The following is a 23,277-nucleotide window of genomic DNA, read 5'->3' on the forward strand; positions in this document are numbered from 1 at the left end:
TTCGCATCGGAACCGGATGCCTTCCGCGATGCTGCCGCGCCGGGTTCTGCCGGTGTCGTCAGTCCGGTCCGGCCGGATTTTCCCCGATACAGTTGTCAATCATCGGCCTTCAGCTGTCCGCTGATAAATCCTCTCCATTTTGCAAGCAGTGAGGAAAGGTCCTCGGGCAGGTCGCTGGTGAAGTTCATCTGTTCGCCCGTGACGGGATGGACGAAGCCCAGCGTGCGTGCGTGCAGTGCCTGGCGGCTGCAGCAGGCGAGACAGTTGCGGATGAATGCCTTGTAGGAACTCGACCGCTGTCCCCGCAGGATTTCGGTCCCGCCGTAACGTTCGTCGCCGAACAGCGGGTGTCCGATGTGCTTCATGTGGGCACGGATCTGGTGTGTCCTGCCTGTCTCGAGGATGCACTCGATGAGTGTCGTATAGCCGAAACGCTCGAGGACACGGTAGTGTGTCACGGCATGTTTCCCCGTTTCGGAGCCGGGAGGGAAGACCGTCATGCGGAGCCTGTCCCTCGGATCCCGGGCGATGTTGCCTTCTATCCGTCCCTCGTCTTCCGTGAAGTTGCCCCATACGAGGGCATTGTAACTGCGGTGTGTCGTCTTGTTGAAGAACTGCTTTCCCAGTGCTGTCTTCGCATCAGGCGTCTTTGCGACAACGAGCAGTCCGCTGGTGTCCTTGTCTATCCTGTGTACCAGCCCCACCTCCGGATCATTCGGATCGAAGGCCGGCATGTCTCTCAGATGCCAGGCGACGGCATTGATCAGCGTGCCGTGGAAGTTGCCTGCGCCGGGATGGACGACAAGTCCGGCAGGCTTGTTGATGACCATCAGTACCGTATCCTCGTAGACGATGTCCAAAGGGATGTCTTCCGCCTCGATGGTGTTGTCGTGCTTCGGACGGTCGAGCATCAGTGTGATGACATCCTCCGGCCGCACCTTGTAGTTGCTCTTCACCGGGGAACCGTTCACATGGATGAATCCTGCATCGGCGGCTTTCTGGATGCGGTTGCGGCTGGAATGCTGCATCCGCTCAAAGAGGAACTTGTCGATTCTGACAGGTACCTGCCCTTTGTCGACGGCGACCCGGAAGTGCTCATACAATCCGCCGTCCGCCTCCTCATCCGCCTCTGCGCCGAGGAGGTCGCCGGCCAGTTCGTCGTCGTATAGCGTTTCTTCGTCAGTTGTCATGTGTCTTTACTCTGTAGGTTTCGGTGAGGACGGGTCGGCGGGAAGCCCGGAGGAGGGGCCGGAGGCCGGTCTGCCGGCTCCCGGCTTGCCCCGTTCGTCCTTTATCTCGTTGCCGTTCTCGTCGACGGGGACCTCCACGTACTCCTCCACTTCATCGTATTTCGGCATTTTCTCTTCTACCTCTACATCCTCGTATTCCGGCTCGTTCAGTCCCGCCGTGTCGCTGATTTCACGTGTGCCGTCGCCTACCTGCAGGACAATGACCGCATCCGACGGAACGCGGTCGCCCGCCTGTACGTGCCTGCCATTGACGAGGATGCCGTAGATCCAGTCTTTCTCGCCCGGTATGTATTCGGGTTCTCCCACCTTGAAGCCCATGGAGAGCAGCTGCGCCTGTGCCTCGCGGAGCGAGTTGTTGTCGATGATGTCGGGGATGACGAGCGACGGTGCGCTGGCGGCGTTGACGGTCACATAGATCACATGGGTGGACTTGATGCGCTTGCCGCCCGCCGGCGACTGTTCGAGAATGCAGTCCGGCGGCAGTTCCTTTACATATCCGGTATCGGTCACTTCTATCGTCAGTCCCATCTTGTCCATGATGTCGACCGCCTCGTCGTACTGCTTGTGGACAACGTCCGGCACCACGATGGATTCGCCGTGATGGGTATAGAAGTCGAGGCCGAACCTGACTCCTATTGCCAGCAACAGCACAAGGATGACGATGGCAAGGATATTGCCCCAGATATATGTGCTGTTGAATTTATGGAAGAATTCTCTTGCTGTCATTCAAATTGTTTGCTTGTCGGTCCGCCGGCCGGTCCGTCCGCCAGTCGGTCCGCCGGCGCATCTCACTATATCGGGACAAAGTTAGATAAAAAAACGGAAAGAAGCAAAGAATAGTCTCTACTTCTTTCCGTTTCCGCATGAAATCCCATAGAGGGGAATGCGCACTCTTCCTTACTTTCCGTGGTGCTCGTCAGACACTGTTAGCTTCTTGCGACCCTTGGCACGACGGGCAGCCAGTACACGACGGCCGTTCTTTGTTGTCATTCTCTCGCGGAAACCGTGCTTGTTTACACGGCGACGGTTGTGCGGCTGAAATGTTCTTTTCATCTTCTTGTCCTATTTTATTGTTGTTTTTATCGTTGATGTACGTGTGGCCGGCAGTAAGGGGAGTCTGCCGTTACGGGCTGCAAAATTACTTAATCTTTTTGAATTAACCAAGGAAACGGTGTTTTTTACGTCTGTTATTTATGTTTTTTTCTATATTTTCCGTAACTTTGCACCGCATTAGCGAGACTGTACCGTATAAAAAAGTAACAAATTAGATATTAACAGATTATGATTAATTCACAGGAAATCAAGATCGGAACATGTATTCGTCTTGATGGCAAGATTTGGACTTGCATCGACTTCCAGCACCGCAAGCCGGGCAAGGGTAACACCGTTATGATCACGAAGCTGAAGAATGTGTCCGACGGCCGCGTGCTGGAGCGTACGTTCCAGGTAGGCTTCAAGCTCGAGGATGTGCGTGTGGAGCGTCGTCCCTACCAGTATCTGTACCAGGATGCTACGGGCTACATCTTCATGAACCAGGAGACGTTCGAGCAGATTCCTATCCCTAAGCACCAGATCACGGGGTCTGACTACATGAAGGAGGGAGATGTAGTAGAAGTCGTTACGGATACCTCTGACGGCACGATTCTCCTGGCCGAGATGCCGGTCAAGACGACCGTGACCATCGCCCACAGCGAGCCGGGCATCAAGGGCAATACGGCTACCAACGCCACCAAGCCGGCGACACTTGAGACGGGGGCTGTTGTCCGTGTGCCGCTTTTCATCAATGAGGGTGAAGTGATCCAGATCGACACCCGCGACGGCAGTTATCTGGGTCGTGTGAACTCCTAAGACGCTCTCCAGGATTCTCCTTGGGCGGTTCTTCGCCTTCCAGGCGGACGGATTCTGCCTTCTTCTGGGTAGCGCATGGCAGGCTGTGTGGCTGGTACGGAAAGAGCAGAAAAGCCTTCTGGAAGCTGAAAGGGAGCAGAAGGATTGGCGGGCTCCGCATACCGGCATGCCGGTGCAGACTTTCGGAGAATGCCTTGACACGCACCGTCTGCGGAAAAGGCAGACCGTTCCGATTCATAGAAAGAGGAGGTATCAGACTTTCTGTCTGAGACCTCCTCTTTCTTTATTCCTGTCACATACAAAGTCCGTCCCGTCGGCCGGGAATCCTGTTCCCGGGCTTCGGGAATGTCGTTCCCAAGGCTTGGGAATCCTGTTCCCAACCGGTTGGGAACAGGATTCCCAGCAGTGTCCATGCTTTTGGCTGACTGCTTTCTTTTCTTGTTTTTATACTCGGCTGGCAGATTGAATGCTTATGGGGTGTTCGGAGAGGAGGCCTCGAATGCAAATGACGCGGTGTCGATTTCCTCTATGCCCGCCGCTGCGGTGACAGGCACGGAACGGCATGATGTCACTGTGCTGATGACCTTGGTTTTAGACAGCAGACATCCAGACGGCGGCTACCGGTCCGTCCAGCCTGGTGCGCTTAAAATCGTCCATCCCATTAGGAAATACCACCATAAGGGACGATGTTCTCATATTTTATTGCTATCTTTGCCATGCCAAGTAGAACTTTGTACTATATTGTTTTTCACCATAAAGTCGGTGAAAATTCTACAGACAGCAAACTCTGAGGAATGTATTGTTCTTCAGAGACTTGTAAAATAAATTAATAATAAATTACGTGTTTAGTCGCGGGATCAAGGTTTAATATAGTCCGTGACATTCTGAAACAATAACAATTATGAAAGGGACTGCATCGCATCTGCTGGAATTCCTTGAAGGGGCTAGAAAGAGATTCATCATACCCGTATATCAAAGAAATTACGACTGGAAGCGTGAAAACTGCAAACAGTTGTTCGACGACCTTGTCAGCGTCGTCAAGGAAGGGAAAAACAGGGTCAGTCCTAAAACCCAGTTGCAAGTCTATCCGCTTAAGCACACAATCTCATAAGTATTTATTACCTTTGCATCATGAAGAGTCACCAATTATTACGTTGCATCTTTCCAGATGTACTTGCCGACTACTTTGATGTTGTCGATATTCAAGAGAGTGTTTCCCAGTTTGACTTTTGGCTTGACGAGCGTAACTTCATGGAAAAGTCAGACCATAAGTTAGGCACTGTAAGCAGTTATGGTTTTACCAGCGAGCGTGTTATTCAGGACTTTCCCCTTCGTGGCAAAGCAGTTTACCTCCATGTTCGCCGTCGCAAGTGGCGTGACAGTTCCAACGGAGAGATATTTACTTATTCATATGATGATTTGACGGCCGAGGGCAGTAAACTATCCCCCGAGTTCGTTTCTTTTTTAAAAGAATAGAATTGAGTCCACTGCAGAGAGCATCGCAAGCATTGGTGCGCACTATGGCGTAAATGGCAAGCTGTTATCCACACAGTACAAGGAACATTTCAGTGATTATCGTAGCTGGAATCAGTTGGATCATGCTCAAGACTGGCTATTGTTTGAAGATAACATAGGAGAGAGTCTAAGTATCGATGAGACCTGTCTAAGCAGTGGCGAGGTTTATACTTTTCTGACCAACAAGGCGGGAAAGGGCGGAAAAGGGACTTTAGTGGCTGTGGTTAAAGGGACCAAGGCTGAGGACGTCATCCAGGTTCTCAAGAAGATAAACCTTTCTAAACGGAAGACTGTCAAGGAGATAACACTCGATTTGTCATCTTCGATGATGCGCATAGCCCGCTCTGTTTTTCCCAAAGCACTTATTACCAATGACAGATTTCATGTGCAGAAACTATATTATGATGCTCTGGATGACATGCGTATCGCTTACCGATGGATGGCAAGAGATAAAGAGAATGAGGAGATAAAAGAAGCTAAAAGTAAGGGTAAGGAATATATACCATTTAGATACAGCAATGGTGACACGCGCAAGCAGTTGCTCGCCAGAGCAAAGTTCATATTGACCAAGCACAAGACCAAGTGGACTGAAACACAGAAAGGTAGGGCACAGATCATCTTTGAACATTATCCGACACTGAAAAAGGCATATGATTTGGCTATGAAACTTACCGACATTTATAACATCAAGAGCATCAAGGATGCTGCAAGGCTGAAGCTGGCAAAATGGTTTAATGAGGTTGAAGAGCTGGGAGTGGACAATTTCTACACAGTGATTGACACGTTTGAAAATCATTATCAAACCATACTCAATTTCTTTGTAAACAGAGCTACGAATGCAAATGCCGAGTCATTCAATGCTAAGGTTAAGGCATTCAGGGCACAGTTCAGAGGAGTTACAGATATTCCTTTCTTTTTATATAGGCTTATGAAATTGTGTGTTTAAGCGGGTAGGCTTGCAACTGGGTTTTAGGACTGACCCGAAAAACACTCACTTCTTTGGTAGCATAGTGTCGTATGCTCACAGCAGGGACGAAGTTATACTCATTGACGGTCAACAGCGCATAACCACTATCTCGCTGATTCTTATTGCAATGATCAATGCCATGAAGAAGGGTATCTGTGTTCCTGGTGATTCAAGGTTGCCGGAGATATTGGAGGATACGTATATCATAGATAAGTATAGGAGGGATGAAAGAAAAGTCCGGCTGAAGCCCTTCCGTGATGACTGTACGGCTTTTGACCGGCTGATATATAACGAAGAGACGGAATATATTCAAGATTCTAAGGTTACTGTCAACTACAACTATTTCTACGATAGGATTGTGCAGATAAAGGAACTGACACCAGACGAACTGTACAGGGCCATTGACAGTCTTGAGATCATTGATATAGAACTGGAACCGCAGCACGGCGATAATCCGCAGTTGATATTCGAGAGTCTGAACTCTACTGGGCTTGATTTGACGGAGGCCGACAAGATAAGGAACTTCGTATTGATGAACTTGCCCCCGGACATTCAGGAACAGTTCTACGACAGGTATTGGAATAAGATAGAAAAATGCAGTGGTAACGAGCTGGACGGTTTCGTCAGGAATTATCTGACCATTAAGCAAGGAACTATTCCTAATCAAAGGAAGATATACTTCGCTTTTAAGGAATTTACCAAGCGTTACGACGGCATAGAAGGAGTGCTGCAGGAAATGCTTGTTTATGCCGATGCTTATCATGGCATCAAGACTTTTCAGGTGGGCGCTAAAGACACCAATGAGATTGCCAGACGACTGGATCTGCTTGAAATGACGGTTGCCTATCCCTTCCTGATGGCATTCCTCGTTTATGCCAGGGAGGTGGGATTGCCGTTGACGGAAATCTATAAAGTATTCTCGTGCATCGAAACCTTCATCTTCCGTCGCCTGATGTGCGACCTGCCGACCAATGCACTTAACAAGATATTTGCGACACTTCATGATGCGGTCCTGAAGAACAAAAAGGAAACGGACAACTATTCATCCGTACTGATTTATATCCTTGAAAGCAAGAAGCTGTCGAGTGCGTTCCCCAAGGATGAAGAGTTTATCAACGGCTTCACGACAAAAAAGGTCTATTCAATGCGGACCAAGAACAAGATGTACATCTTTGAACGGTTGGAAAATGGCAGCAGCAAAGAAAAGAACGATGTGGTGGAGAATATGGAGGAAGGCATCTTGACCATAGAGCATATCATGCCACAGACATTGAGTAATGCCTGGAAGCGGGAACTTGGCACAGAATGGGAAACCATACAGGAGAAATGGCTGCACACCATATCAAACCTTACGCTAACTGGTTATAACATCAAGTACAGCAACAGACCCTTCGCTGAAAAGCGAGATATGGAGAATGGCTTTAAGCAGAGTGGGTTGAGGATGAACCATTACATCGCCCAGTTTGACAAATGGAGTGAAGAGGAGCTGGAACAGAGAAAGCAAGAACTTTCATGTTTGGCGAAGGCTATTTGGAGCTATCCTGAAACAGACTTCGTGCCGGAGGTGCAGGATGATGATGTGGTCAGTCTGTCAGAAGACAACGGTATTTCTACCGGACGTAAGATACTGTACTATATCTTCCAAGAAGAGAGGGAAGATGTGGGTGAATGGTCAGAAATGATGTGGGCTGTTATCAACAGACTGTTTGCTCTCAATCCTATTCTGTTGTATGAGGAGGCTAAAAGTAACAGGAATGTCTGGTTCTCCACTACTGAGGCAAGTAGGCACTATAAGAAAATAGCCGAAGGATTGTACTACCGTCCTTCAAGAAGCAACACATGGAACAAAATGGCCATTCTGAAGAACCTCTTCCGTCTGTATCAGATCGACGAGGATGATTTACAATTTGGGCTAAAACCGATAAGACAGTAGCATTATGGCTACATCTAAAAATACGGAAAAACATTTTTCTGAGAAGTTCGGAACCGGATGGGGAGTATGCTTTTCGGCATTGAAAATCTTCTCATCAGGCTTTGGAACAGGCTGTTATGTAAAAGAAACATTGTCCAGAATCCTCTAAAGAAAAAGCGTTTCCTTTGTCCGGCTGGCTTATGGCTCTGGTTCTGGATTTTCCATCTGAATTCGGTCTCAATCAAAAGAATGAGCCCCAAGAGGCATTGCACGAACTGAAAAAGGCGAACTGCATAATACTTATCCCGGATTCAGGTACTTCCTGAATGCTGTCGGCGGTGTGGTTGGGTGGCTTTGGTTGACTGCTTTTCGTCTTGTTTTTAAACCCGGCTGACGTTTTCATGGTCTGCTGCACGGCATTCTGGAGTATTTCCGTCCGGGTGACGGCTGCTGCAGATCAGAATATGACATACGGACGCAGCCGTTCGATGGCTTCCGGAGGGAAGTCCTTGGACAGGCGGAGCTGGGCAAGACCGGTCAGTTTTCCTTTCAGCCGCCTGTAGTCGCAGATGACCCTTGCCTGGTAGAAGTTCAGGTAAGGATGGCGGCGCAGCTGGCTGAGCGTAGCGGTGTTGAGGTTTATCTTGTCCGTATGTGGATCGCTGATGGAGAAGTAAGGCAGCGCTTCCTCGGGAAACCCCTCTATCTCCAGCAGCTGTCCTACGGCCACGTATCCGCCCAGCCGTCTGCCGTAACTGATGATGGCACGTGCCCAGCCCGACCCGATTCCGGGGACTTTCTTCAGCTGGCTGGTGTCGGCGGCAGCAAGGTTGACGTGCTCTCCGGCTTTCAGTTTCAGCGGATAACGGATGGTGTCGCGGTCGTATTCCTTGTAAGGTTTGTAAGTGTTCCTGGCTTTGTAGGCCTCGTAAGCCGCATGGGCCGCCTGCTTCTCTGCCTCTTTCCGGGCAATGTAATGCTGTACGGAGGGGAGGGTAGAGGCCGGTTCATAGTCATCGCCGATCGTGATGTAAGGTGCTAATTCTCTGTATTGTCTGCGTGTAAGTCCGTAGAGGCGGGCAAAGTCCATGGGCGACCGGTAGACTCCGCCTTTGGAACGGTATTTCAGGATATTGCGTATCTGGAAGGGAGCCAGTCCCAGCTGTTGCAGTTCATCGGCCGTAGCGGTGTTGGGATCAAAGGGGAACAGCTGCTTGCCGTTTTCCATTTCATATACCGGTAGCTGTTTCCGTCTCGGGAAGGAAGCGGTCGGCCGGAGGGGGAGGGAATCGTCCTTTCCAGCTGCCGTCTCTTCTGTTCGGCTGCCGACGAAGACAATCAGTCCAAGGCAGATGAGGACGAAGACCAGCAGGGACAGGATTACTTTCCGGTCGGAATGGTGGAGATAGAAGAGAGATTTAAGGTTCATGTGGAGGGAGATTTTCAGGTGGATTCGGTGGATGCCGGCGTTGACAGGGATGCCGGCGGATAGCGTGGGGTGAGTAGGATTCCGTCCCCTCCCCTCTCAGAGGAGGAGGGGGGAGTTTCAGAATATGCCCAGCTGATGCAGGAAGATGGCAAGGATGGCCACCGGACAGATGAAGCGGATCAGGAAATAGTATGTCCCGAAGAATGGGCTGCGGGCTGTTCCCCAGTTGGTGAACTCATCCCTGACCAGCTGTTTCGGTACGTACCAGCCGATGAACAGGCAGGTAAGAAGACCGCCGACGGGAAGGAAAATCTGTCCGGTCACGAAGTCGAATACGTCAAAGAGGTCTGTACCCGCTAACTTGAGGAAGCTCCAGTCGCCCAGGGACAGAGAGCACACTGCTCCGATGACGGTGCAGCAGGCGGTGACGATCAGTGCCGCGCGGGGGCGGCTGATGTGCAGCTCCTCCTGGAAGAAGGCCGTGCTCACTTCGTGCAGGGAGATGAGGGAGGTTAGGGCGGCCATGGACAGAAGCAGATAGAACGACAGGGAGATGACGTAGCCCGCGACAGGCATGCCGGCAAAAGCTTGTTCAAAGACATTCGGCAACGTGATGAAGATGAGCGAAGGCCCGCTGTCGGGTCTTACCCCCACGGAGAAGGCCGCCGGGAAAATCATCAGGCCGGCAAGGATGGCGACGACGGTGTCGATGAAGCCGATCTGTACGGCCGAGTTCAGCAGTCTGGTATGGCGGCTGTAATATGACGCATAGGTGCAGATACAGCCCATCGCAATGCTCATGGAATAGAACGACTGCCCCAGAGCGCCCAGGAAGACATCGCCCGTGACCTTGCTGAAGTCGGGCTTCAGGAGGAACTCGATTCCCTTTCCCGCTCCCGGAAGCAGGCAGGATGCAACGACGATGGCAAGCAGCAGCAGGAAAAGGGCGGGCATCATGATCTTCGAGGCACGCTCTATACCGTTCCGCACTCCGTGGATGATGACGTAATGGGTGATGAGGAGGATGGCGGCTGTCCACAGCACCGGCTTCCACGGATTGGTGGAGAAGCCTGAGAAATAGGACTGGAAATAGGCCGGTGACCCGTGCAGGTGATTCATGACGGAGGCCAGACCGTATTGTAGACACCAGCCGGAGACAACGGCATAGTAACCGGTGATGAGAAAGCCTGTGAGGACTCCCAGGTAGCCTACCCATTTCCAGGCCGTCCCGTTGGACAGCTTCGTATAGGCACGTGCCGTGTTCGAGGCTGCATGACGGCCGATGATGAACTCGCTGACCATGCACGGCAGTCCCAGCAGCAGGATGCAGCCGATATAGATAAGGATGAAGGCCGCACCGCCGTTCTGCCCTGTCATATAAGGAAAACGCCACACATTGCCCAGACCGACGGCGCCGCCTGCTGTGGCAAGAATCATTCCTATTTTACTTCCGAACTTTGCTCTTTTTTGTTGAACCATGTAAATTTACTTTGTATAGATACGCAAAATTACAAAAAAATATCTACTTTTGTATCAGATCAGAAGTAAAATATGAGATTATATCGGCATATCTTAACCCGGTTCCCATTCAGCTGTATCATCATTGCAGGTATCTGGGTGTTGTGTTTCATGGACATTCCGGAGACTCCTTTGAGCGAGGTCAGGTTCATTGACAAGTGGACGCACAGTGTGATGTACCTGGTGTTGAGTCTGACCATCAGCCTCGAATACCTGTACAGGGTCAAGCCCGCCGGCTCCCGCTTCCTTGCTGTCTGGGCATGGCTCATGCCGGTCGTCATGGGCGGACTTATCGAAATCCTCCAGGCCAGCTGTACGGGGGGACGGCGCAGCGGAGAGTGGCTCGACTTCCTTGCAGATGCGGCAGGCTCGACGATAGCCTTGGCTATCGGTATTCTTCTGGCACGCTGTCACGCCAGGTCCTGAACGGATTTCTCCGCATGTAGGAGTTGTAGAAATGCCGGTTCCCGGTCACTTCCGTACCGATGAAGTCGGGTTTTTCAAAGGCTTCTTCCTCACTGCCCAGTTCCACTTCGGCCATGACGAGCCCGTCGTTGTCACCATGGAACTCATCCACTTCGAAGATATGTCCGCCGAAAGGGACGAGATACCTGTGCTTGTCTATCACGCCCGGCTCACACAGCTGCATAAGCTGCCGTGCCTCCTCAAGCGTTATCTCCTTCTCGAATTCGTAGCGGGACAGACCGCCGTCACGGGACGGCCCCTTGATGGTCAGGTAGCCCTTGTCATCCCGGATGCGGATGCGGACAGTGTTGACGGCGGCGAAATAGCCCTGTTGTATATGGCTGCAGCTGCTTGCCAGCCGTTTCCAGCCCATCCTTTTATGTACCAGGAATTTCCTTTCTATCTCCAATCCACTCATCGGTTGCTTTCTTGTTAATGTGTTCTGACAATCTCCTCCTTCTGACGGATGCCGCCTCCTTCCGTTGTGGAGGTGTGCTGTCGCGGCAGTTGGTTGCCGTTGTCCCCCATGCGAATAGATGCTGCCTGTCGTAGCAGCCAGGCGGCTGTTTCTTCAGGGAGGTGTTCCGGCAGCAGTAGCCGGACAGCTTCTTTTGCGGGGTCAGATGGTTGCGGTCGCCACGATTACGTATGCTATCGCCAATAGGATCAGCACTGCACCGATCCAGAAGATGACACGTTTTGCCTGTTTTTCCTGTTTCTGTTCCCGTGCTTTGCGGTTCAGTTTGCTTCTTTCACTCATAGTTATATTTTTTTTAAAAGGTTGATTCTTTTTAGGCGATGAGCGGTGATGATGACCTCCTCATCCCCTCCGGGGGGAGGGGGAGGCCGTGGGTGTGATGAGCCTTGTCCCAACCGGCTTCTGCAGTCGCTCCCCTCCTTCAGAGGGTCGGAGAGAGGGCTACTCTTCTGACGGGAACTCCATCAGGTAAGCCTTGATGAAGGCGTCAATCTTGCCGTCCATCACGCCATCCACGTCCGATGTCTGGTAATTGGTACGGTGATCCTTCACCCGCCGGTCGTCGAAGACGTAGCTGCGGATCTGGCTGCCCCACTCGATCTTTTTCTTTCCGGCCTCAATCTTCGCCTGCTCCTCCATGCGTTTCTTCATCGCACGGTCGTAGAGCTGAGACTTCAGAAGCTGCATGGCCTTGGCACGGTTCTTGGGCTGGTCGCGCGTTTCCGTATTCTCGATGAGGATTTCTTCCTGCTCTCCTGTGTCCGGATCTTCATACTGGTAACGCAGGCGGACACCCGACTCCACCTTGTTGACATTCTGTCCGCCGGCACCGCTCGATCGGAAAGTGTCCCAGCTGACACGTGCCGGATCGACATATACCTCGATGGTATCGTCCACCAGCGGCGTGACGAAAACGCTGGCGAAACTCGTCATGCGCTTGCCTTGCGCATTGAACGGACTGACGCGGACCAGACGGTGTACGCCGTTCTCGCTCTTCAGATAGCCATAGGCGTATTCTCCGCCCTCGAACTTCATCGTCACGCTCTTGATGCCGGCCTCGTCCCCTTCCTGGATGTCGGAGACGGTCACCTTGTAGCCGTGCGCCTCCCCCCAGCGCATATACATCCGCATGAGCATGGATGCCCAGTCCTGGCTCTCCGTGCCGCCGGCACCGGAGTTGATCTTCATCACGCACTCCATCGGGTCTTCCTCCTGGCGCAGCATATTCTTGAGCTCCAGGTCTTCGATCACCTTGAACGCCTTGTCGTAAGCCGTATCGACCTCTTCCTCCGTGACGAGTTCGTCCTTGTAGAAATCAAATGCGAGCTGTGCCTCGTCTGTCAGCGACCGCGCCTGATCGTAGCCTTTGATCCACTTTTCTATTCCCTTGACTTTCTTCATCTGCTCCTGTGCGCGCTTCGGGTCGTCCCAGAAGTCGGGCGCCTGTGTGCGGAGCTGTTCTTCTTCAAATTCTATCCGCTTCCTGTCGATGTCAAGATAGCGGTGCAGTGCGTCGGTACGCACTTGGATGTCTTTTAGCTGGTCTGCTGTTATCATTGTTTCTTTTTTCTTTTATCGGTGTATGCGGGGGCGGCTCCTGCCGAGGCTAGCAGGACTAGCAGGACTGGCGGGGACTGTCAACAGCGGTAATACTGTCTCAGAAGAGATCCGTTGACGCGTCCGACTGGCCATCCACCCTTTCGCTTATTCCTCATACATCTTGTCAATCACGTCCTGGTAACGGCGGTTGACCACCGAACGCTTCAGTTTCAGCGTATTCGTCAGCTCACCGCTCTCCATCGAGAAATGATGCGGAAGGAGGGTGAAACGCTTGATCTGCTCGTAGGGTGCGAGCCGCTGCTGCAAGGTGTCGATGCGCTCACGCATCATTGCATTGACCTGCCTGTTCCGGCACAGATCTTCCCGGTCCTTGAAGCCGATATGGTTCTCCTTGGCCCATTCTTCCAGCACGCTGTATTCCGGAACGATCAGTGCAGAGACGAACTTCCGCTGGTCGGCGATGACGGAGACCTGCTCGATGAACTTGTCCACCAGCAGCATTCCTTCCACCATCTGCGGTGCCACGTACTTGCCGTTGGAGGTCTTGAAGAGGTCTTTGATGCGCTCCTTCAGGAACAGCTCTCCGTCCTTCAGGTAACCGGCGTCACCTGTATGGAAGAAGCCGTCCTTGTCGAAAGACTCCGCATTCGTTGTTTCACGGCGGAAATAGCCCGGCGTGATCGTCGGCCCTTTCAGCATCACTTCTCCCGTATCACTGATTTTGATTTCGATGCTGTCTATCGGCCGTCCTACAGACCCGATGGTGTAAGGTTCGCCCAGACGGTCGCAGGTGACCGTGGCCAGACTTTCCGTCAGACCGTACCCGACGATCATGTTCAGGCCGATGCTGTGTACGAACTCCTCGACCTCCGGTGAGACGTAGGCGCCCGCTGTCGGGAAGATGTTCGGATGTTCCAGTCCCAGCTGTTTGCGGACGAGGCTCAATATCGTTCTGTTGACGACTTTGTACTCCATCTCCAGTGCCAGCGGGACACGTCTCCCTCGTGCCAGATACTGTACGTTGCGTTTCCTTCCGACACCCAGAGCGTGGTAGAAGAGCTTGCGCTGGACGGCGCTGGAATTGTCCATGCGTTCTTTGACGGCTACAAAGACCTTCTCCCAGAATCGGGGTACGGCCGACATGCACGTCGGATGCGTCTCCCGCATGCTCTGCTGGATCTCCTTCGGATAAGTGTTCACAATCATCTGCGCACCCTCCGAGAGGGCAAGGTAGGACCATCCGCGTTCGAAGACGTGCGTGAAAGGCAGGAAATTGATGATGCGGTCGTTCTCGTTTACTTCAACACATTTGCCGTTCGCCTCCAGGGCGGCACGGTACATCCTGTAGGTCAGCACGACGCCCTTGCTCTCGCCTGTCGTCCCGCTTGTATAAAGTATGTTGCAAATGTCCTCGTCGTTCGCTTCCGCCCAGCGTTCCTCCACTTCCGGTTCCCGGGGCAGTCCCTCTCCTAACTTCAGGAAATCCTCGAAATAGATGCTGTTGGGGTCATGCGAGCTGATGCGCACGCTCGGGTCGAAGACGATGATGCGTTCCAGCGTCGGACAGAGTGCGGCGACGCGGTGCGCCTTGTCATACTGCTCCTGTTCGCCTGCGAAAAGGAATCTTACGCTTGCATTCTGGATCATGTATTGTATCTGCTGCTCTGAGCTGGTGGCGTAAAAGGGAATGCTGATTACGCGGACACCGTATGCACCGAAGTCAGTGTAAAGATACTGTATGCAGTTCTGTGCGAATACTGCGATTGTCTCCTGCGGTTTCATTCCGAGGTTCAAAAGGGCGTTTGAAACCTCCTTCACCCGCATTGAAAACTGGTTCCATGAGACATTCTTCCACTTCAGACTGCCGAAGCTGCGGAAAGTCAGTGCCGTTTTCGATCCGTATTTCTTGGCTTGTTCGTGAATAAGAACAGAAAGATGACTGTTTGTCTGCATTGTTTTCTGGTTTTATGTATGCTGCAAAAAAAACATGGGAGAGGGCAAAAGAGACTTGCTTTCAACCTGCCGGTGCAGTTTATTTCTGCAAATATAAACATTTATCTGCAAAACAGAAAATAATTTAAGTGTTTAATTGCAATTTCCCTCTCTCCCTCCCTCTTGTTCTATTGCGAAGAAAAGAACAATAATGTTCTTTCGCAGAGCACTCCTTCCTGTCTGGAAATTGACCGGATTCCCTCCGGAATCCTACCGGCCGTCACCCGGATTCCAAACAAGCCTTACTTGGACTTCAATCAGGCCTCACTTGGGCTTCAATCAGGCCTTGTTTGCACGGCAATCAGGCACCTCTTCCCAACGGGTCTGTAACCTGCTGAAAATCAGGATTCCCACAACCTGCTTTTTGCGGACATGGAAGCCCGTCGGCATCCGCATTCCACGGCCTCTCCGCAGAATCCTTTTTTACCTTCACAGACAACCGTCATTTCTGCCGGCGGAGAATTGCGAGCGACAGAAGTCGTATGACAGGACGAGACCCGGAGAAGAGTCTTCACATCACTCCTCTCCGGGCCTCCCATATATAATAAGGTGTCAGCCGGATCAGCGCAGCCACTGTTCCGGGTTCAGCTTGGCCGTCTCCTTGCGCAGCTGGAACTGCAGAATGCCGCTCCTGCCGACGGTTCCGATGGTCTGCCCTGTGCCTACCTTCTGTCCTTTGCCGACACTGACGGAACCGAGGTTGGCGTAGACGGTGATGTAGATACCGTGGCGGATCATCACCACGCTCATGCCGCCTGCCATGAAGACACCGCTCACCTCGCCCATGAAGACGCTGCGGACAGCACTTCCCGGTGCGCCTTTGATGTTGATGCCGTCGTTGTTCAGGCGGATGTTCGACATGCCGGCAACGTTGTACTGGCCGAAATGGCTGACGATGTGTCCCGACAGCGGCATCGGCAGCCGTCCGCGGTTGTTGGCGAAACTGCCGGTTATGGCACGGTCGGCAGAGCTGAGCATGTCATTGCTCTCTGCCGCCGAAGCCCTTGCCGCAGCTGCCTCACGGGTCGCCCGCTCCCGGTCGGCCGCCGCCTTGCGCTCGGCCGCCACACGGGTGGCCTCAGCCTCCCGGGCAGCCTGGTCGGCACGTGCTTTCTCCTGTGCGGCCTTTGCCTCTGCCCTCTCCTGGTCGGCACGGGCTGCAGCTTCCTGTTGTTCGGCCTTGCGGATGGCCCGTTCACGGGCGGCAGCACGCTCCTTCTGCAAGGCCTCCTGCCGTGCCTTTTCGGCTGCGGCGCGGGCTGCGGAGGCACGTGCCGCAGCTTCCTGGCGTGCTTTCTCAGCCGCTTCTGCCGCCGCACGTGCCTCCGCCTTGGCTTTCTCCTCACGTGCCCTCGCCTCTGCGATGCGCCGTGCATTCTCGCGTGCCGCCGCTTCGGCCGCCGCCTTCTTGCGGGCCAGCTCCTCTGCGCGTTTCTTCGCAGCGGCCGCCCGTGCCGCCGCCTGCGCCTTGGCTTCAGCGATGGCACGGGCACGTGCCTTCTGTATCTCTATCTGGATGAGGCGGTCGATCTGTGCATTCAGTGCCTGCTGCTGCTGGCGGCGCTGTGCGATTACTCCCTGAAGCACCTTCTGGTCGTTCTGCAGAGAGGCCACGACCGCCTGCTGTTCGACACGCTTGCGTTCCATCTGGGCGTGTACCTGCCGGTCCTTGTAGAGCAGACTGCTCTTGTTGCCGCGTACCTGTCTCAGCTGGGTATGCTTCTGGTCCACCTGCTGCTGCTTGGCCTTGAGCTGTTCGCCCTGTGCCCGCTGGTAGGCGGCATACTCCCGCACGAAGCGGAGGCGGCGGTACATCTGCGTCAGGCTCTTGGCCGAGAAGACGAACATGAGCTTGTCCTGTATGCTGCGGTGGCGTGCCATGTAGCGCATGGAGCGGATGAAGCGGGCGCGCCGTTCGCCCAGCTGCGCTTCAAGGGAGGAGAGCTGTCCCTTCAGGATGCCGATGTTCGTGTCCAGTCCCTTGATGTCGGTGGCGATGTTGTTGATGGTCTTCTGGTGCTGTCCGATCTCCGTATCGAGTCGGACGATCTTCTGCAGGCGGTTGTCGACATCCTTCTGCTTCACCTTCACTTCCTCCTCGTGTTCTGATATTTCCTTCTGCAGCTGCTGGTTCTGTTTCTGCAGGCCTTTGATTTCCTCCGTGGTCACGTAAGCCGGAGCTTTGGCACCTTTCCTGCCGGTACGCACATTGCGCCCTGCCGTCTTCCCATGTGTGTCCTGTACGGGCTTTGCCTGCGGTTGGCCTTTTACCTGTACCTGCCTGCCTTTAGCCTGTGGCTGTTCCTTGCCGGCGGTCTTCCGCTGCCCTTTGAGGCGGGAAGCCGGCATCCCGGTCATTATTTTATGTGCGTTCTTCTGTGCGGCCCCGCCTTTCCCGGTTCCGGTGGAGGGAGCCTGTATGGGCTGGATGACAGGTGTCTTCAGCTTTGCGCCGTTCTTCTTCGTATGCTGTGCAAAGACTGTCAGCATCCCGATCGACGAGAACAGGAATGATAGAAAAAGTCGTTTCATTTAAAAGTTCATTAGTTTGCCGAGGATTTCCTCTACGCTTACTTTCTTGTATTTGTCCGAAGGAGTTGTGAAAGGCTCCCAGTCGCCGGCGTCGCTGAAGCCGTCGAGCTCAAAGCTGGCTTTGAGCGTCTTCGCCGGCCGCTGACCGATGGCCGGCGTATGGATTTCTACCGACTGACTGGCGGGGAACTGCTTTGAGCCGAAGGGTCTGAAATCTTCATAGAACCAGGAAAGTTCTGATGTGCCGTGGGTGGGGCTGGTGTAAGAGACTGCGGTGTGTGCAATCTGATCCCATAGGGCGGGTATGACCCACTTGTAGGTCATCTTGCCATCCCTCAGAACGATTTTCGCACTGCCGTCAACCTCCAGCCGATGGGTGTCGACCGAGAACTGTGACATATCGGCCTCGCTCACTCTCTGCTGGCGGGGGATGAACAGCTGATTCCAGAAAAGCGCCTGGAGCGTGTAGAAGCTGATGCCGTTGTCACGCAGGAAGGCGACATCGTTGTAGCCTGCCTTTACGTATTGCTTGTGGATGCGGTCGATGAACAGGACATAATCCTTTGTGAACTCGATGCGTCCTATCTCGCTTCTGAGGATCGGAATGAGCAGCTGCAGACGGACGACCTCGTCCTTGCGCATACGGAGAATGCCCGGAACGGTGATGTCCTTGCGGCCGTTGTTGACCGTAAAAGTAAGGTTCGACACGACATTCTTCTGATAAAGCGCCTTGTCGGATATGTGCTGTACGTAGGAAAGTTTATGGCTGGTCGAGTCCGCTGCCGGCCGGGGCGTGTCGCCGGGCGCGGGCTTCTGCTCCATCAGCGTTTTATGTGTACCGCATGAAGCCAGTAGGAGAGCCGTCATGCCGGCAAGCAAGATCTTTGTCGTTTTCATTCTGCTATGTATTTTTTCAGTTGTATCTTCTTTTTCAGTGTGGCACTCGCATTGCCCCCTTCGAGCGACTGCCGCCAGTACTCGAGGGCCTTCTCCATGTCGCCGGTCTGCGCATAGATGTCGCCGGCATGTTCCTTGACGACCCCGCTGAGTGTCGAGTCGTTTCGGATGGCCTGCTCGATGTAGATCTTCGCCTCCTCATACCGTTTCTCCTGGAAGAGGATCCATGCGTAAGTATCGAGGAAGGTGCTGTTGGAAGGTTCGGCCTTGATGGTCTTGTAGCTCATCTGCTCGGCCTTCGTGAGGTTCTTTTTCTCCACGCTGAGGTAATAGGCATAGTTGTTCAGCGCCGCCGTATTGTCCGGTTTCCACTGCAGGCAGCTGTCGTAGGCCTGGAAGGCCTCTCCGTTGCGTCCTTTCTCGTGGAGGATGTCGCCCATGATGGCGTAGAAGTCCGACACGATGTCGGGGTTGCTGTCGGGTCTGATCTGGTCGACTCCTTTCCGGAATGTCGCCAGGGCGGCATCATTCTCATGCTTCTGGTACTGCGCCATTCCCTGGAAGTAATAGAACGCCATCTCGTCCGGATTGTATTCCAGAGCCGGCCGGCAGATGGCGATCACCCGGTCGTAGTCCTCCGTCTCCCAGATGTTCTGGATGAGGAAGATCCTCGCCCTCGAATTGTCGGGTTCTGCTTCTATGGCCTGTTCGTAGACCCGGTTGATGTCGGCCTTCGGCATTTTGCGGAGTGTCATGTAGGCCGCTTTCAGCATGAGGATGTCGGCATTTTCCTGCGGGGTCGCCAGGGCCGTGGAGAAGAGGCGCATGACTTCCGTGCTGTCGGGGTTGTTGTCTTTCTGACTGGCTGCTATGACCTGCCGCAGCAGTTCCACCTTTGTATTCTGCTCCGTCTTGGCCGACTGCAGGAGTTCCTGCCGGATGGCATTTACAGTCGGCTGGTCGCCGATGCTGTTGTAGTAATCCATCATCGAGAGCCGGGCGGGCGAGTTGGCAGGATCTTCCTTCAGCACGTCGCGGTATTTCTGCAGGGCTTCCTTCTTCTTGCCGTTCTGCAGAAGCCAGTTCCCAAACATCACCTGGTAGTTGAGGTCGAGTGGATGGCTGTCGACAAGCGACTTCAGTTCGTCATACTCTTTGCGTTTCTCCCCCAGCTGCTCGTAGATCTGCATCTTGCTGAGTGAGATCTGCTCGTTGCTGCCTTCGACGGTCTCCAGCCGTTCCAGCGTACTGATCATCTTCCGGTAATCATTCTGCGAGCCGTAGAGCTGGTAGAGTAGCTGCAGCACGTCGGTGCGTGCCTTGTTGGAATCATAGAGCCGTTCATAGGCTCTGATGGCGTCGGGATAATCTTTCTGCGTCACGTAGAGCTGTCCGAGCTTCTCCTGATAGGCCGTGTTGTCCGGGTCAAGTGCCGCCGCCTTCTCGAAGTATGCACGTGCCAGGGAGTCGTTCTTCATGTCCACATAATAGCCCGCCAGCTGGAAATACACCTCCGGCGCCAGCGGATTGAGGTCACGGGCATGGCACAGGAGGTCGAAGGCAGCTGTCAGGTTGCCCATGTCCTGCTGCCGCAAAGCCTCCAGATAGAAGTAATCATAGCTTTGCAGACTGTCCTTCCGGTCGGCCTGCACCGCCAGCGAAGCCCCCGTCAGCAGCAGGACGAGGAAGAGCCGGCGCATCTTTTTGACGTTCAGTATATTCTTGTCGAACATTTATCGGATACCTTTCTCTGTCTTCACTTCAGGCCTGTATGTCCGTAGCCGCCTTCGCCCCGTTCGGTCTCGTCCAGCTCTTCCACCTCGGCAAACGCCGCCTGTTCGTGGCGTGCGATGACCATCTGGGCGATGCGTTCACCGTCGTTGACAGTGAAAGGCGCATTGGACAGGTTGATGAGCAGCACCATGATTTCTCCCCGGTAATCGGCGTCGACCGTGCCTGGAGAATTGAGGACGGTCAGCCCGTGCTTCAGAGCCAGTCCGCTGCGTGGCCGCACCTGTGCCTCGAATCCGGCAGGAAGAGCGATGTGAAGTCCGGTAGGAATGAGCCTCCGCTCCATGGGCTGCAATACAATCGGGGTGTCGATATTGGCACGGAGATCCATCCCCGCACTCTGTGAAGTGGCATAGGCAGGAAGCTGCTGATGCCCTTTATTGATTACTTTTATCCGTATCATTGTCATATAATAAGGTGCAAAATTAAGCAATTAATACCATAAAACTATATTTATACGGGCTAAAAAGATGGTTTTTAGCCAATTTTAATTACTTTTGCGTGTGGCTTTCAATATTCCGCCTCAACCCGACACCCCGTCGGCAATTCATCAACACCCAACACTTATGGACTGGCAACGACTCATCTCCAACAAGCGGCTCGGACAGGAAGACCGGCACGCACTGCGGCACGACGACCGCTCCGAGTTCAAACGCGACAGCGACCGGCTGATTTATTCCGCACCGTTCCGGCGGCTGCAGAACAAGACCCAGGTGTTCCCGCTTCCGGGCAGCGTCTTCGTACACAACCGCCTTACCCACTCGCTGGAGGTGGCTTCACTGGGCAAGTCGCTGGGCGATGACGTAGCACGGAAACTGACGGAAGTCCATCCGGAGCTGCGCGGGACGCTCTTCGAAGAGATCGGCACGATCGTACAGACAGCCTGCTATGCGCACGACATGGGGAATCCTCCGTTCGGTCACAGCGGCGAGAAGGCCATCCAGGCATTCTTCATCGAAGGGCCGGGAGCCGGTCTGGAGAAGGATGTGAGCCGCCGCTTCTGGGACGACATCACCCACTTCGAGGGCAACGCCAACGCCTTCCGTCTGCTCACGCACCGTTTCCTGGGCAGAAGGGAGGGCGGATTCGTCATGACTTACAGTACGCTGGCCAGCATCGTGAAGTACCCCTTCAGCTCTTCCTATGCAGGGAAGCACGGCAAGTTCGGATTCTTTGCCACGGAGGAGAAAACGTATCAGAAGATAGCAGACGAACTGGGCATTATCCGCAAAGACGGTTCGGCGGAAGGCATCTGCTACGTCCGACATCCGCTGACCTATCTGATGGAGGCAGCAGACGACATCTGCTATGAAATCATGGACATCGAGGATTCGCACAAGCTCAAGCTCCTGTCGTTTGAGGAGACCGCCGACCTGCTTCTCGGCTTTTTCGATGAGCAGGCGAAGCAGAGCATCCGCAGGCGGATAGAGGAGGAAGGGGTGACCGACCGGAACGAACAGGTGGTTTACTTCCGGGCCTGTGCCGTGGGTCTGCTGGAGGCAGAGTGCGTCAGGGTCTTTGTCGAACGCGAGGAGGAAATTCTCAACGGGACGTTCGAGGGGTCGCTCATCCAACATATCTCCGAACTGCCCTGTCAGGCTTACAGGCACTGTACGGAGGTGTCCAAAGACAAGATTTACCGCAGCAAGGCCGTACTCGACGTCGAACTGTCAGGCTATAAGATCATGGAGACACTCATGGAAGCCCTCATCGGTGCAGCTGTCGAGCCGGACCATTTCCACAGCCAGCAGCTCATCCACCGCTTCTCCAGCCAGTACGACATCCAGAGTCCCGACAAGGAGACCCGCATCATGGCTGTGCTCGACTATATCAGCGGCATGACGGACATCTATGCTCTGGACATCTATCAGAAGATAAACGGAATCAGCCTGCCGCTGGTATAGTGAAGCCTCCCCCGGCTCTTCAGAAGGAGGGGAGTGCCTGACGGAAGCCAGTCAGGGTAAGACTCATCACCGCTTATCACTGCTTATCACCGCTTATGGAAAATCAATATAAGAAAACCTTCCCCGACCTCATGGCTGGGAAGAAAATCATCTACGTTCACGGCTTCATGTCAGCCGGATCCACCCACACCGCACAGATTCTGCGCGACTACATGCCTCAGGCAACCGTCATCGCCCCCGACCTCCCCCTACATCCCGAAGAGGCGATGGAACTGCTGCGGAATCTCGTCGGCACAGAGAAGCCCGACCTTATCATCGGCACGTCGATGGGAGGCATGTACACAGAGATGCTCTATGGTATTGACCGCATCTGCGTGAACCCTGCTTTCCAGATGGGGTCAACCCTCACCGAGAGCAATATGATGGGGAAACAGGTCTACCAGAACGAACGGCAGGACGGCGTGCAGGAGGTCATCGTCACCAAGGCACTGGTGAAGGAATACAGGGACATGACCGAGCAATGCTTCTCGCAGGTGACGGAAGAGGAACGGCAGCACGTCTTCGGGCTCTTCGGCGATGCCGACCCCATTGTCCACACCTTCGATCTGTTCCGGGAACATTACCCGCAGGCCATCCGCTTCCACGGAGAACACCGCCTCATAGAAAAGGCCATCTTCCACTATCTCATGCCGGTCGTCCGATGGATTGACGACCGTCAGGAGGGATGCGAACGCCGGACAGTATTCATCGACCAGAACACCCTTGCCGACGGGTACGGAAAACCGAAGTCGAGCCTCCACAAAGCCTACGAGTTCTTACTCGACAGCTACAACGTCTTCTTCGTCTGTCCTGCTCCGACGAACAGTCCGGAAGTCATTGCCAGACAGCAGGAATGGATTGAAGAGACCTTCAGTACGCCGGCATGGGATCACGTCGTCTTCACCAACCAGCCACAGCTTCTTTATGGCGACTACCTCATCAGCAGCACCGGAAACGACGACTTCCTCGGAACAACACTGCACTTCGGCAGCGATGAGTTCAAAACCTGGGAAGAAATCATCACTTTCTTTGAACGCCTGGGAGGACAGTAAAGAACAGGGCAAAGCTATCTTTGCGGAATTATTTTCGTGAAAAGAAATATTTTTTCTTCATGAAAAGAAATGTTTGTCTTCGTGAAAAGAAATTCTTCTCTTCACGGAAATAATTCAGGACAAGTGCC

22 protein-coding genes are annotated in these 23,277 nt (G+C 53.6%); 9 read left to right on the forward strand and 13 right to left on the reverse strand.

Annotated elements, in window-relative coordinates; genetic code table 11:
* Window positions 1-95: 95 nt before the first annotated feature.
* The 3 genes from J4864_RS06185 to rpmH all read right to left on the reverse strand — a co-directional run bounded on the left by J4864_RS06185 (window position 96) and on the right by rpmH (window position 2,303).
* Window positions 96-1,190, reverse strand: a complete 1,095-nt coding sequence (locus tag J4864_RS06185; RefSeq protein ID WP_007368006.1) for an RluA family pseudouridine synthase — start codon at window positions 1,188-1,190, stop codon at window positions 96-98.
* A gap of 6 nt (window positions 1,191-1,196) precedes the next feature.
* Window positions 1,197-1,976, reverse strand: coding sequence for a PASTA domain-containing protein (locus J4864_RS06190; protein ID WP_211814108.1), 780 nt, complete (start codon window positions 1,974-1,976; stop codon window positions 1,197-1,199).
* 171 nt (window positions 1,977-2,147) lie between these two features.
* The gene (gene rpmH / locus J4864_RS06195; RefSeq protein ID WP_007368008.1) at window positions 2,148-2,303 is read right to left on the reverse strand and encodes a 50S ribosomal protein L34; all 156 of its coding nucleotides are present in this window, start codon (window positions 2,301-2,303) and stop codon (window positions 2,148-2,150) included.
* Between the two features lie 228 nt (window positions 2,304-2,531).
* On the opposite strand from rpmH, the gene efp reads away from it, so the two are divergent.
* The 6 genes from efp (at window position 2,532) to J4864_RS06225 (ending at window position 7,661) form a co-directional block, all read left to right on the forward strand.
* Entirely contained in the window at window positions 2,532-3,098 is a 567-nt protein-coding gene (efp, locus tag J4864_RS06200; RefSeq protein ID WP_007368010.1) for an elongation factor P, read from the forward strand.
* Window positions 3,099-3,999: 901 nt separating this feature from the next.
* Entirely contained in the window at window positions 4,000-4,209 is a 210-nt protein-coding gene (locus J4864_RS11970; protein ID WP_211814109.1) for a GmrSD restriction endonuclease domain-containing protein, read from the forward strand.
* Between the two features lie 20 nt (window positions 4,210-4,229).
* Window positions 4,230-4,574 carry an ISAon1 family transposase N-terminal region protein gene (locus J4864_RS06210; RefSeq protein WP_211813866.1) on the forward strand — a complete coding sequence of 115 codons (345 nt, stop codon included), beginning with the start codon at window positions 4,230-4,232 and terminating at the stop codon, window positions 4,572-4,574.
* Window position 4,575: 1 nt separating this feature from the next.
* Entirely contained in the window at window positions 4,576-5,559 is a 984-nt protein-coding gene (locus tag J4864_RS06215; protein ID WP_449579659.1) for an ISAon1 family transposase, read from the forward strand.
* Window positions 5,552-7,513, forward strand: coding sequence for a DUF262 domain-containing protein (locus J4864_RS06220; protein ID WP_262897210.1), 1,962 nt, complete (start codon window positions 5,552-5,554; stop codon window positions 7,511-7,513). Before J4864_RS06215 ends, J4864_RS06220 begins: the two co-directional genes overlap by 8 nt.
* 4 nt (window positions 7,514-7,517) lie before the next feature.
* Entirely contained in the window at window positions 7,518-7,661 is a 144-nt protein-coding gene (locus J4864_RS06225; protein ID WP_211814112.1) for a hypothetical protein, read from the forward strand.
* A 288-nt stretch (window positions 7,662-7,949) separates the two neighbouring features.
* On the opposite strand, the gene J4864_RS06230 is transcribed toward J4864_RS06225, so the two are convergent.
* Together J4864_RS06230 and J4864_RS06235 are read right to left on the reverse strand one after the other, a co-directional pair.
* Entirely contained in the window at window positions 7,950-8,921 is a 972-nt protein-coding gene (locus tag J4864_RS06230) for a ComEA family DNA-binding protein (protein ID WP_211814113.1), read from the reverse strand.
* Window positions 8,922-9,038: 117 nt separating this feature from the next.
* Window positions 9,039-10,400 carry a sodium-dependent transporter gene (locus tag J4864_RS06235; RefSeq protein WP_211814114.1) on the reverse strand — a complete coding sequence of 454 codons (1,362 nt, stop codon included), beginning with the start codon at window positions 10,398-10,400 and terminating at the stop codon, window positions 9,039-9,041.
* Between the two features lie 72 nt (window positions 10,401-10,472).
* On the opposite strand from J4864_RS06235, the gene J4864_RS06240 reads away from it, so the two are divergent.
* Entirely contained in the window at window positions 10,473-10,865 is a 393-nt protein-coding gene (locus tag J4864_RS06240) for a VanZ family protein (protein WP_211814115.1), read from the forward strand.
* Here the strand turns inward: J4864_RS06240 and J4864_RS06245 are convergent.
* The 8 genes from J4864_RS06245 to dut form a co-directional block, all read right to left on the reverse strand.
* Complete coding sequence (locus J4864_RS06245; protein ID WP_211814116.1) at window positions 10,825-11,322, reverse strand: CYTH domain-containing protein; 498 nt, start codon at window positions 11,320-11,322, stop codon at window positions 10,825-10,827. The genes J4864_RS06240 and J4864_RS06245 overlap by 41 nt on opposite strands.
* Window positions 11,323-11,523: 201 nt before the next feature.
* A complete protein-coding gene (locus J4864_RS06250) occupies window positions 11,524-11,664 on the reverse strand; it encodes a hypothetical protein (RefSeq protein WP_007368019.1) in 141 nt (46 codons plus the stop codon).
* A gap of 159 nt (window positions 11,665-11,823) precedes the next feature.
* On the reverse strand, window positions 11,824-12,939 hold the full coding sequence (prfB, locus tag J4864_RS06255; RefSeq protein WP_211814117.1) for a peptide chain release factor 2: 1,116 nt from the start codon (window positions 12,937-12,939) through the stop codon (window positions 11,824-11,826).
* A 147-nt stretch (window positions 12,940-13,086) separates the two neighbouring features.
* Window positions 13,087-14,895, reverse strand: coding sequence for an AMP-dependent synthetase/ligase (locus J4864_RS06260; protein WP_211814118.1), 1,809 nt, complete (start codon window positions 14,893-14,895; stop codon window positions 13,087-13,089).
* A gap of 600 nt (window positions 14,896-15,495) precedes the next feature.
* Window positions 15,496-17,466, reverse strand: a complete 1,971-nt coding sequence (locus tag J4864_RS06265) for a murein hydrolase activator EnvC family protein (RefSeq protein ID WP_211814119.1) — start codon at window positions 17,464-17,466, stop codon at window positions 15,496-15,498.
* On the reverse strand, window positions 17,467-18,363 hold the full coding sequence (locus tag J4864_RS06270) for a lipoprotein insertase outer membrane protein LolB1 (RefSeq protein ID WP_007368023.1): 897 nt from the start codon (window positions 18,361-18,363) through the stop codon (window positions 17,467-17,469).
* Window positions 18,360-20,096 carry a tetratricopeptide repeat protein gene (locus tag J4864_RS06275; protein WP_211814120.1) on the reverse strand — a complete coding sequence of 579 codons (1,737 nt, stop codon included), beginning with the start codon at window positions 20,094-20,096 and terminating at the stop codon, window positions 18,360-18,362. Before J4864_RS06275 ends, J4864_RS06270 begins: the two co-directional genes overlap by 4 nt.
* 23 nt (window positions 20,097-20,119) lie before the next feature.
* Window positions 20,120-20,557 carry a dUTP diphosphatase gene (dut, locus tag J4864_RS06280; RefSeq protein WP_040554669.1) on the reverse strand — a complete coding sequence of 146 codons (438 nt, stop codon included), beginning with the start codon at window positions 20,555-20,557 and terminating at the stop codon, window positions 20,120-20,122.
* Window positions 20,558-20,720: 163 nt separating this feature from the next.
* Here dut and dgt point away from each other — a divergent pair, with 163 nt between their 5' ends.
* Both dgt and J4864_RS06290 read left to right on the forward strand, forming a co-directional pair.
* Window positions 20,721-22,058: a dGTP triphosphohydrolase gene (gene dgt / locus J4864_RS06285; protein WP_211814121.1), complete on the forward strand. Its 1,338-nt coding sequence runs from the start codon at window positions 20,721-20,723 to the stop codon at window positions 22,056-22,058.
* A gap of 95 nt (window positions 22,059-22,153) precedes the next feature.
* On the forward strand, window positions 22,154-23,149 hold the full coding sequence (locus J4864_RS06290; protein ID WP_211814122.1) for a YqiA/YcfP family alpha/beta fold hydrolase: 996 nt from the start codon (window positions 22,154-22,156) through the stop codon (window positions 23,147-23,149).
* The last annotated feature ends 128 nt before the right edge of the window (window positions 23,150-23,277 follow it).

This window comes from Prevotella multiformis, assembly GCF_018127985.1.
In the GTDB taxonomy this organism is placed as follows: Bacteria; Bacteroidota; Bacteroidia; order Bacteroidales; family Bacteroidaceae; genus Prevotella; species Prevotella multiformis.

Excerpts from the sequence above, each read along its gene's own strand:
- J4864_RS06185 (WP_007368006.1), bottom strand. The coding sequence starts at position 1,190 with ATGACAACTGACGAAGAAACGCTATACGACGACGAACTGGCCGGCGAC.
- J4864_RS06190 (WP_211814108.1), bottom strand. The coding sequence starts at position 1,976 with ATGACAGCAAGAGAATTCTTCCATAAATTCAACAGCACATATATCTGG.
- rpmH (WP_007368008.1), bottom strand. The coding sequence starts at position 2,303 with ATGAAAAGAACATTTCAGCCGCACAACCGTCGCCGTGTAAACAAGCAC.
- efp (WP_007368010.1), top strand. The coding sequence starts at position 2,532 with ATGATTAATTCACAGGAAATCAAGATCGGAACATGTATTCGTCTTGAT.
- J4864_RS11970 (WP_211814109.1), top strand. The coding sequence starts at position 4,000 with ATGAAAGGGACTGCATCGCATCTGCTGGAATTCCTTGAAGGGGCTAGA.
- J4864_RS06210 (WP_211813866.1), top strand. The coding sequence starts at position 4,230 with ATGAAGAGTCACCAATTATTACGTTGCATCTTTCCAGATGTACTTGCC.
- J4864_RS06225 (WP_211814112.1), top strand. The coding sequence starts at position 7,518 with ATGGCTACATCTAAAAATACGGAAAAACATTTTTCTGAGAAGTTCGGA.
- J4864_RS06230 (WP_211814113.1), bottom strand. The coding sequence starts at position 8,921 with ATGAACCTTAAATCTCTCTTCTATCTCCACCATTCCGACCGGAAAGTA.
- J4864_RS06235 (WP_211814114.1), bottom strand. The coding sequence starts at position 10,400 with ATGGTTCAACAAAAAAGAGCAAAGTTCGGAAGTAAAATAGGAATGATT.
- J4864_RS06240 (WP_211814115.1), top strand. The coding sequence starts at position 10,473 with ATGAGATTATATCGGCATATCTTAACCCGGTTCCCATTCAGCTGTATC.
- J4864_RS06245 (WP_211814116.1), bottom strand. The coding sequence starts at position 11,322 with ATGAGTGGATTGGAGATAGAAAGGAAATTCCTGGTACATAAAAGGATG.
- J4864_RS06250 (WP_007368019.1), bottom strand. The coding sequence starts at position 11,664 with ATGAGTGAAAGAAGCAAACTGAACCGCAAAGCACGGGAACAGAAACAG.
- prfB (WP_211814117.1), bottom strand. The coding sequence starts at position 12,939 with ATGATAACAGCAGACCAGCTAAAAGACATCCAAGTGCGTACCGACGCA.
- J4864_RS06260 (WP_211814118.1), bottom strand. The coding sequence starts at position 14,895 with ATGCAGACAAACAGTCATCTTTCTGTTCTTATTCACGAACAAGCCAAG.
- J4864_RS06265 (WP_211814119.1), bottom strand. The coding sequence starts at position 17,466 with ATGAAACGACTTTTTCTATCATTCCTGTTCTCGTCGATCGGGATGCTG.
- J4864_RS06270 (WP_007368023.1), bottom strand. The coding sequence starts at position 18,363 with ATGAAAACGACAAAGATCTTGCTTGCCGGCATGACGGCTCTCCTACTG.
- J4864_RS06275 (WP_211814120.1), bottom strand. The coding sequence starts at position 20,096 with ATGTTCGACAAGAATATACTGAACGTCAAAAAGATGCGCCGGCTCTTC.
- dut (WP_040554669.1), bottom strand. The coding sequence starts at position 20,557 with ATGATACGGATAAAAGTAATCAATAAAGGGCATCAGCAGCTTCCTGCC.
- dgt (WP_211814121.1), top strand. The coding sequence starts at position 20,721 with ATGGACTGGCAACGACTCATCTCCAACAAGCGGCTCGGACAGGAAGAC.
- J4864_RS06290 (WP_211814122.1), top strand. The coding sequence starts at position 22,154 with ATGGAAAATCAATATAAGAAAACCTTCCCCGACCTCATGGCTGGGAAG.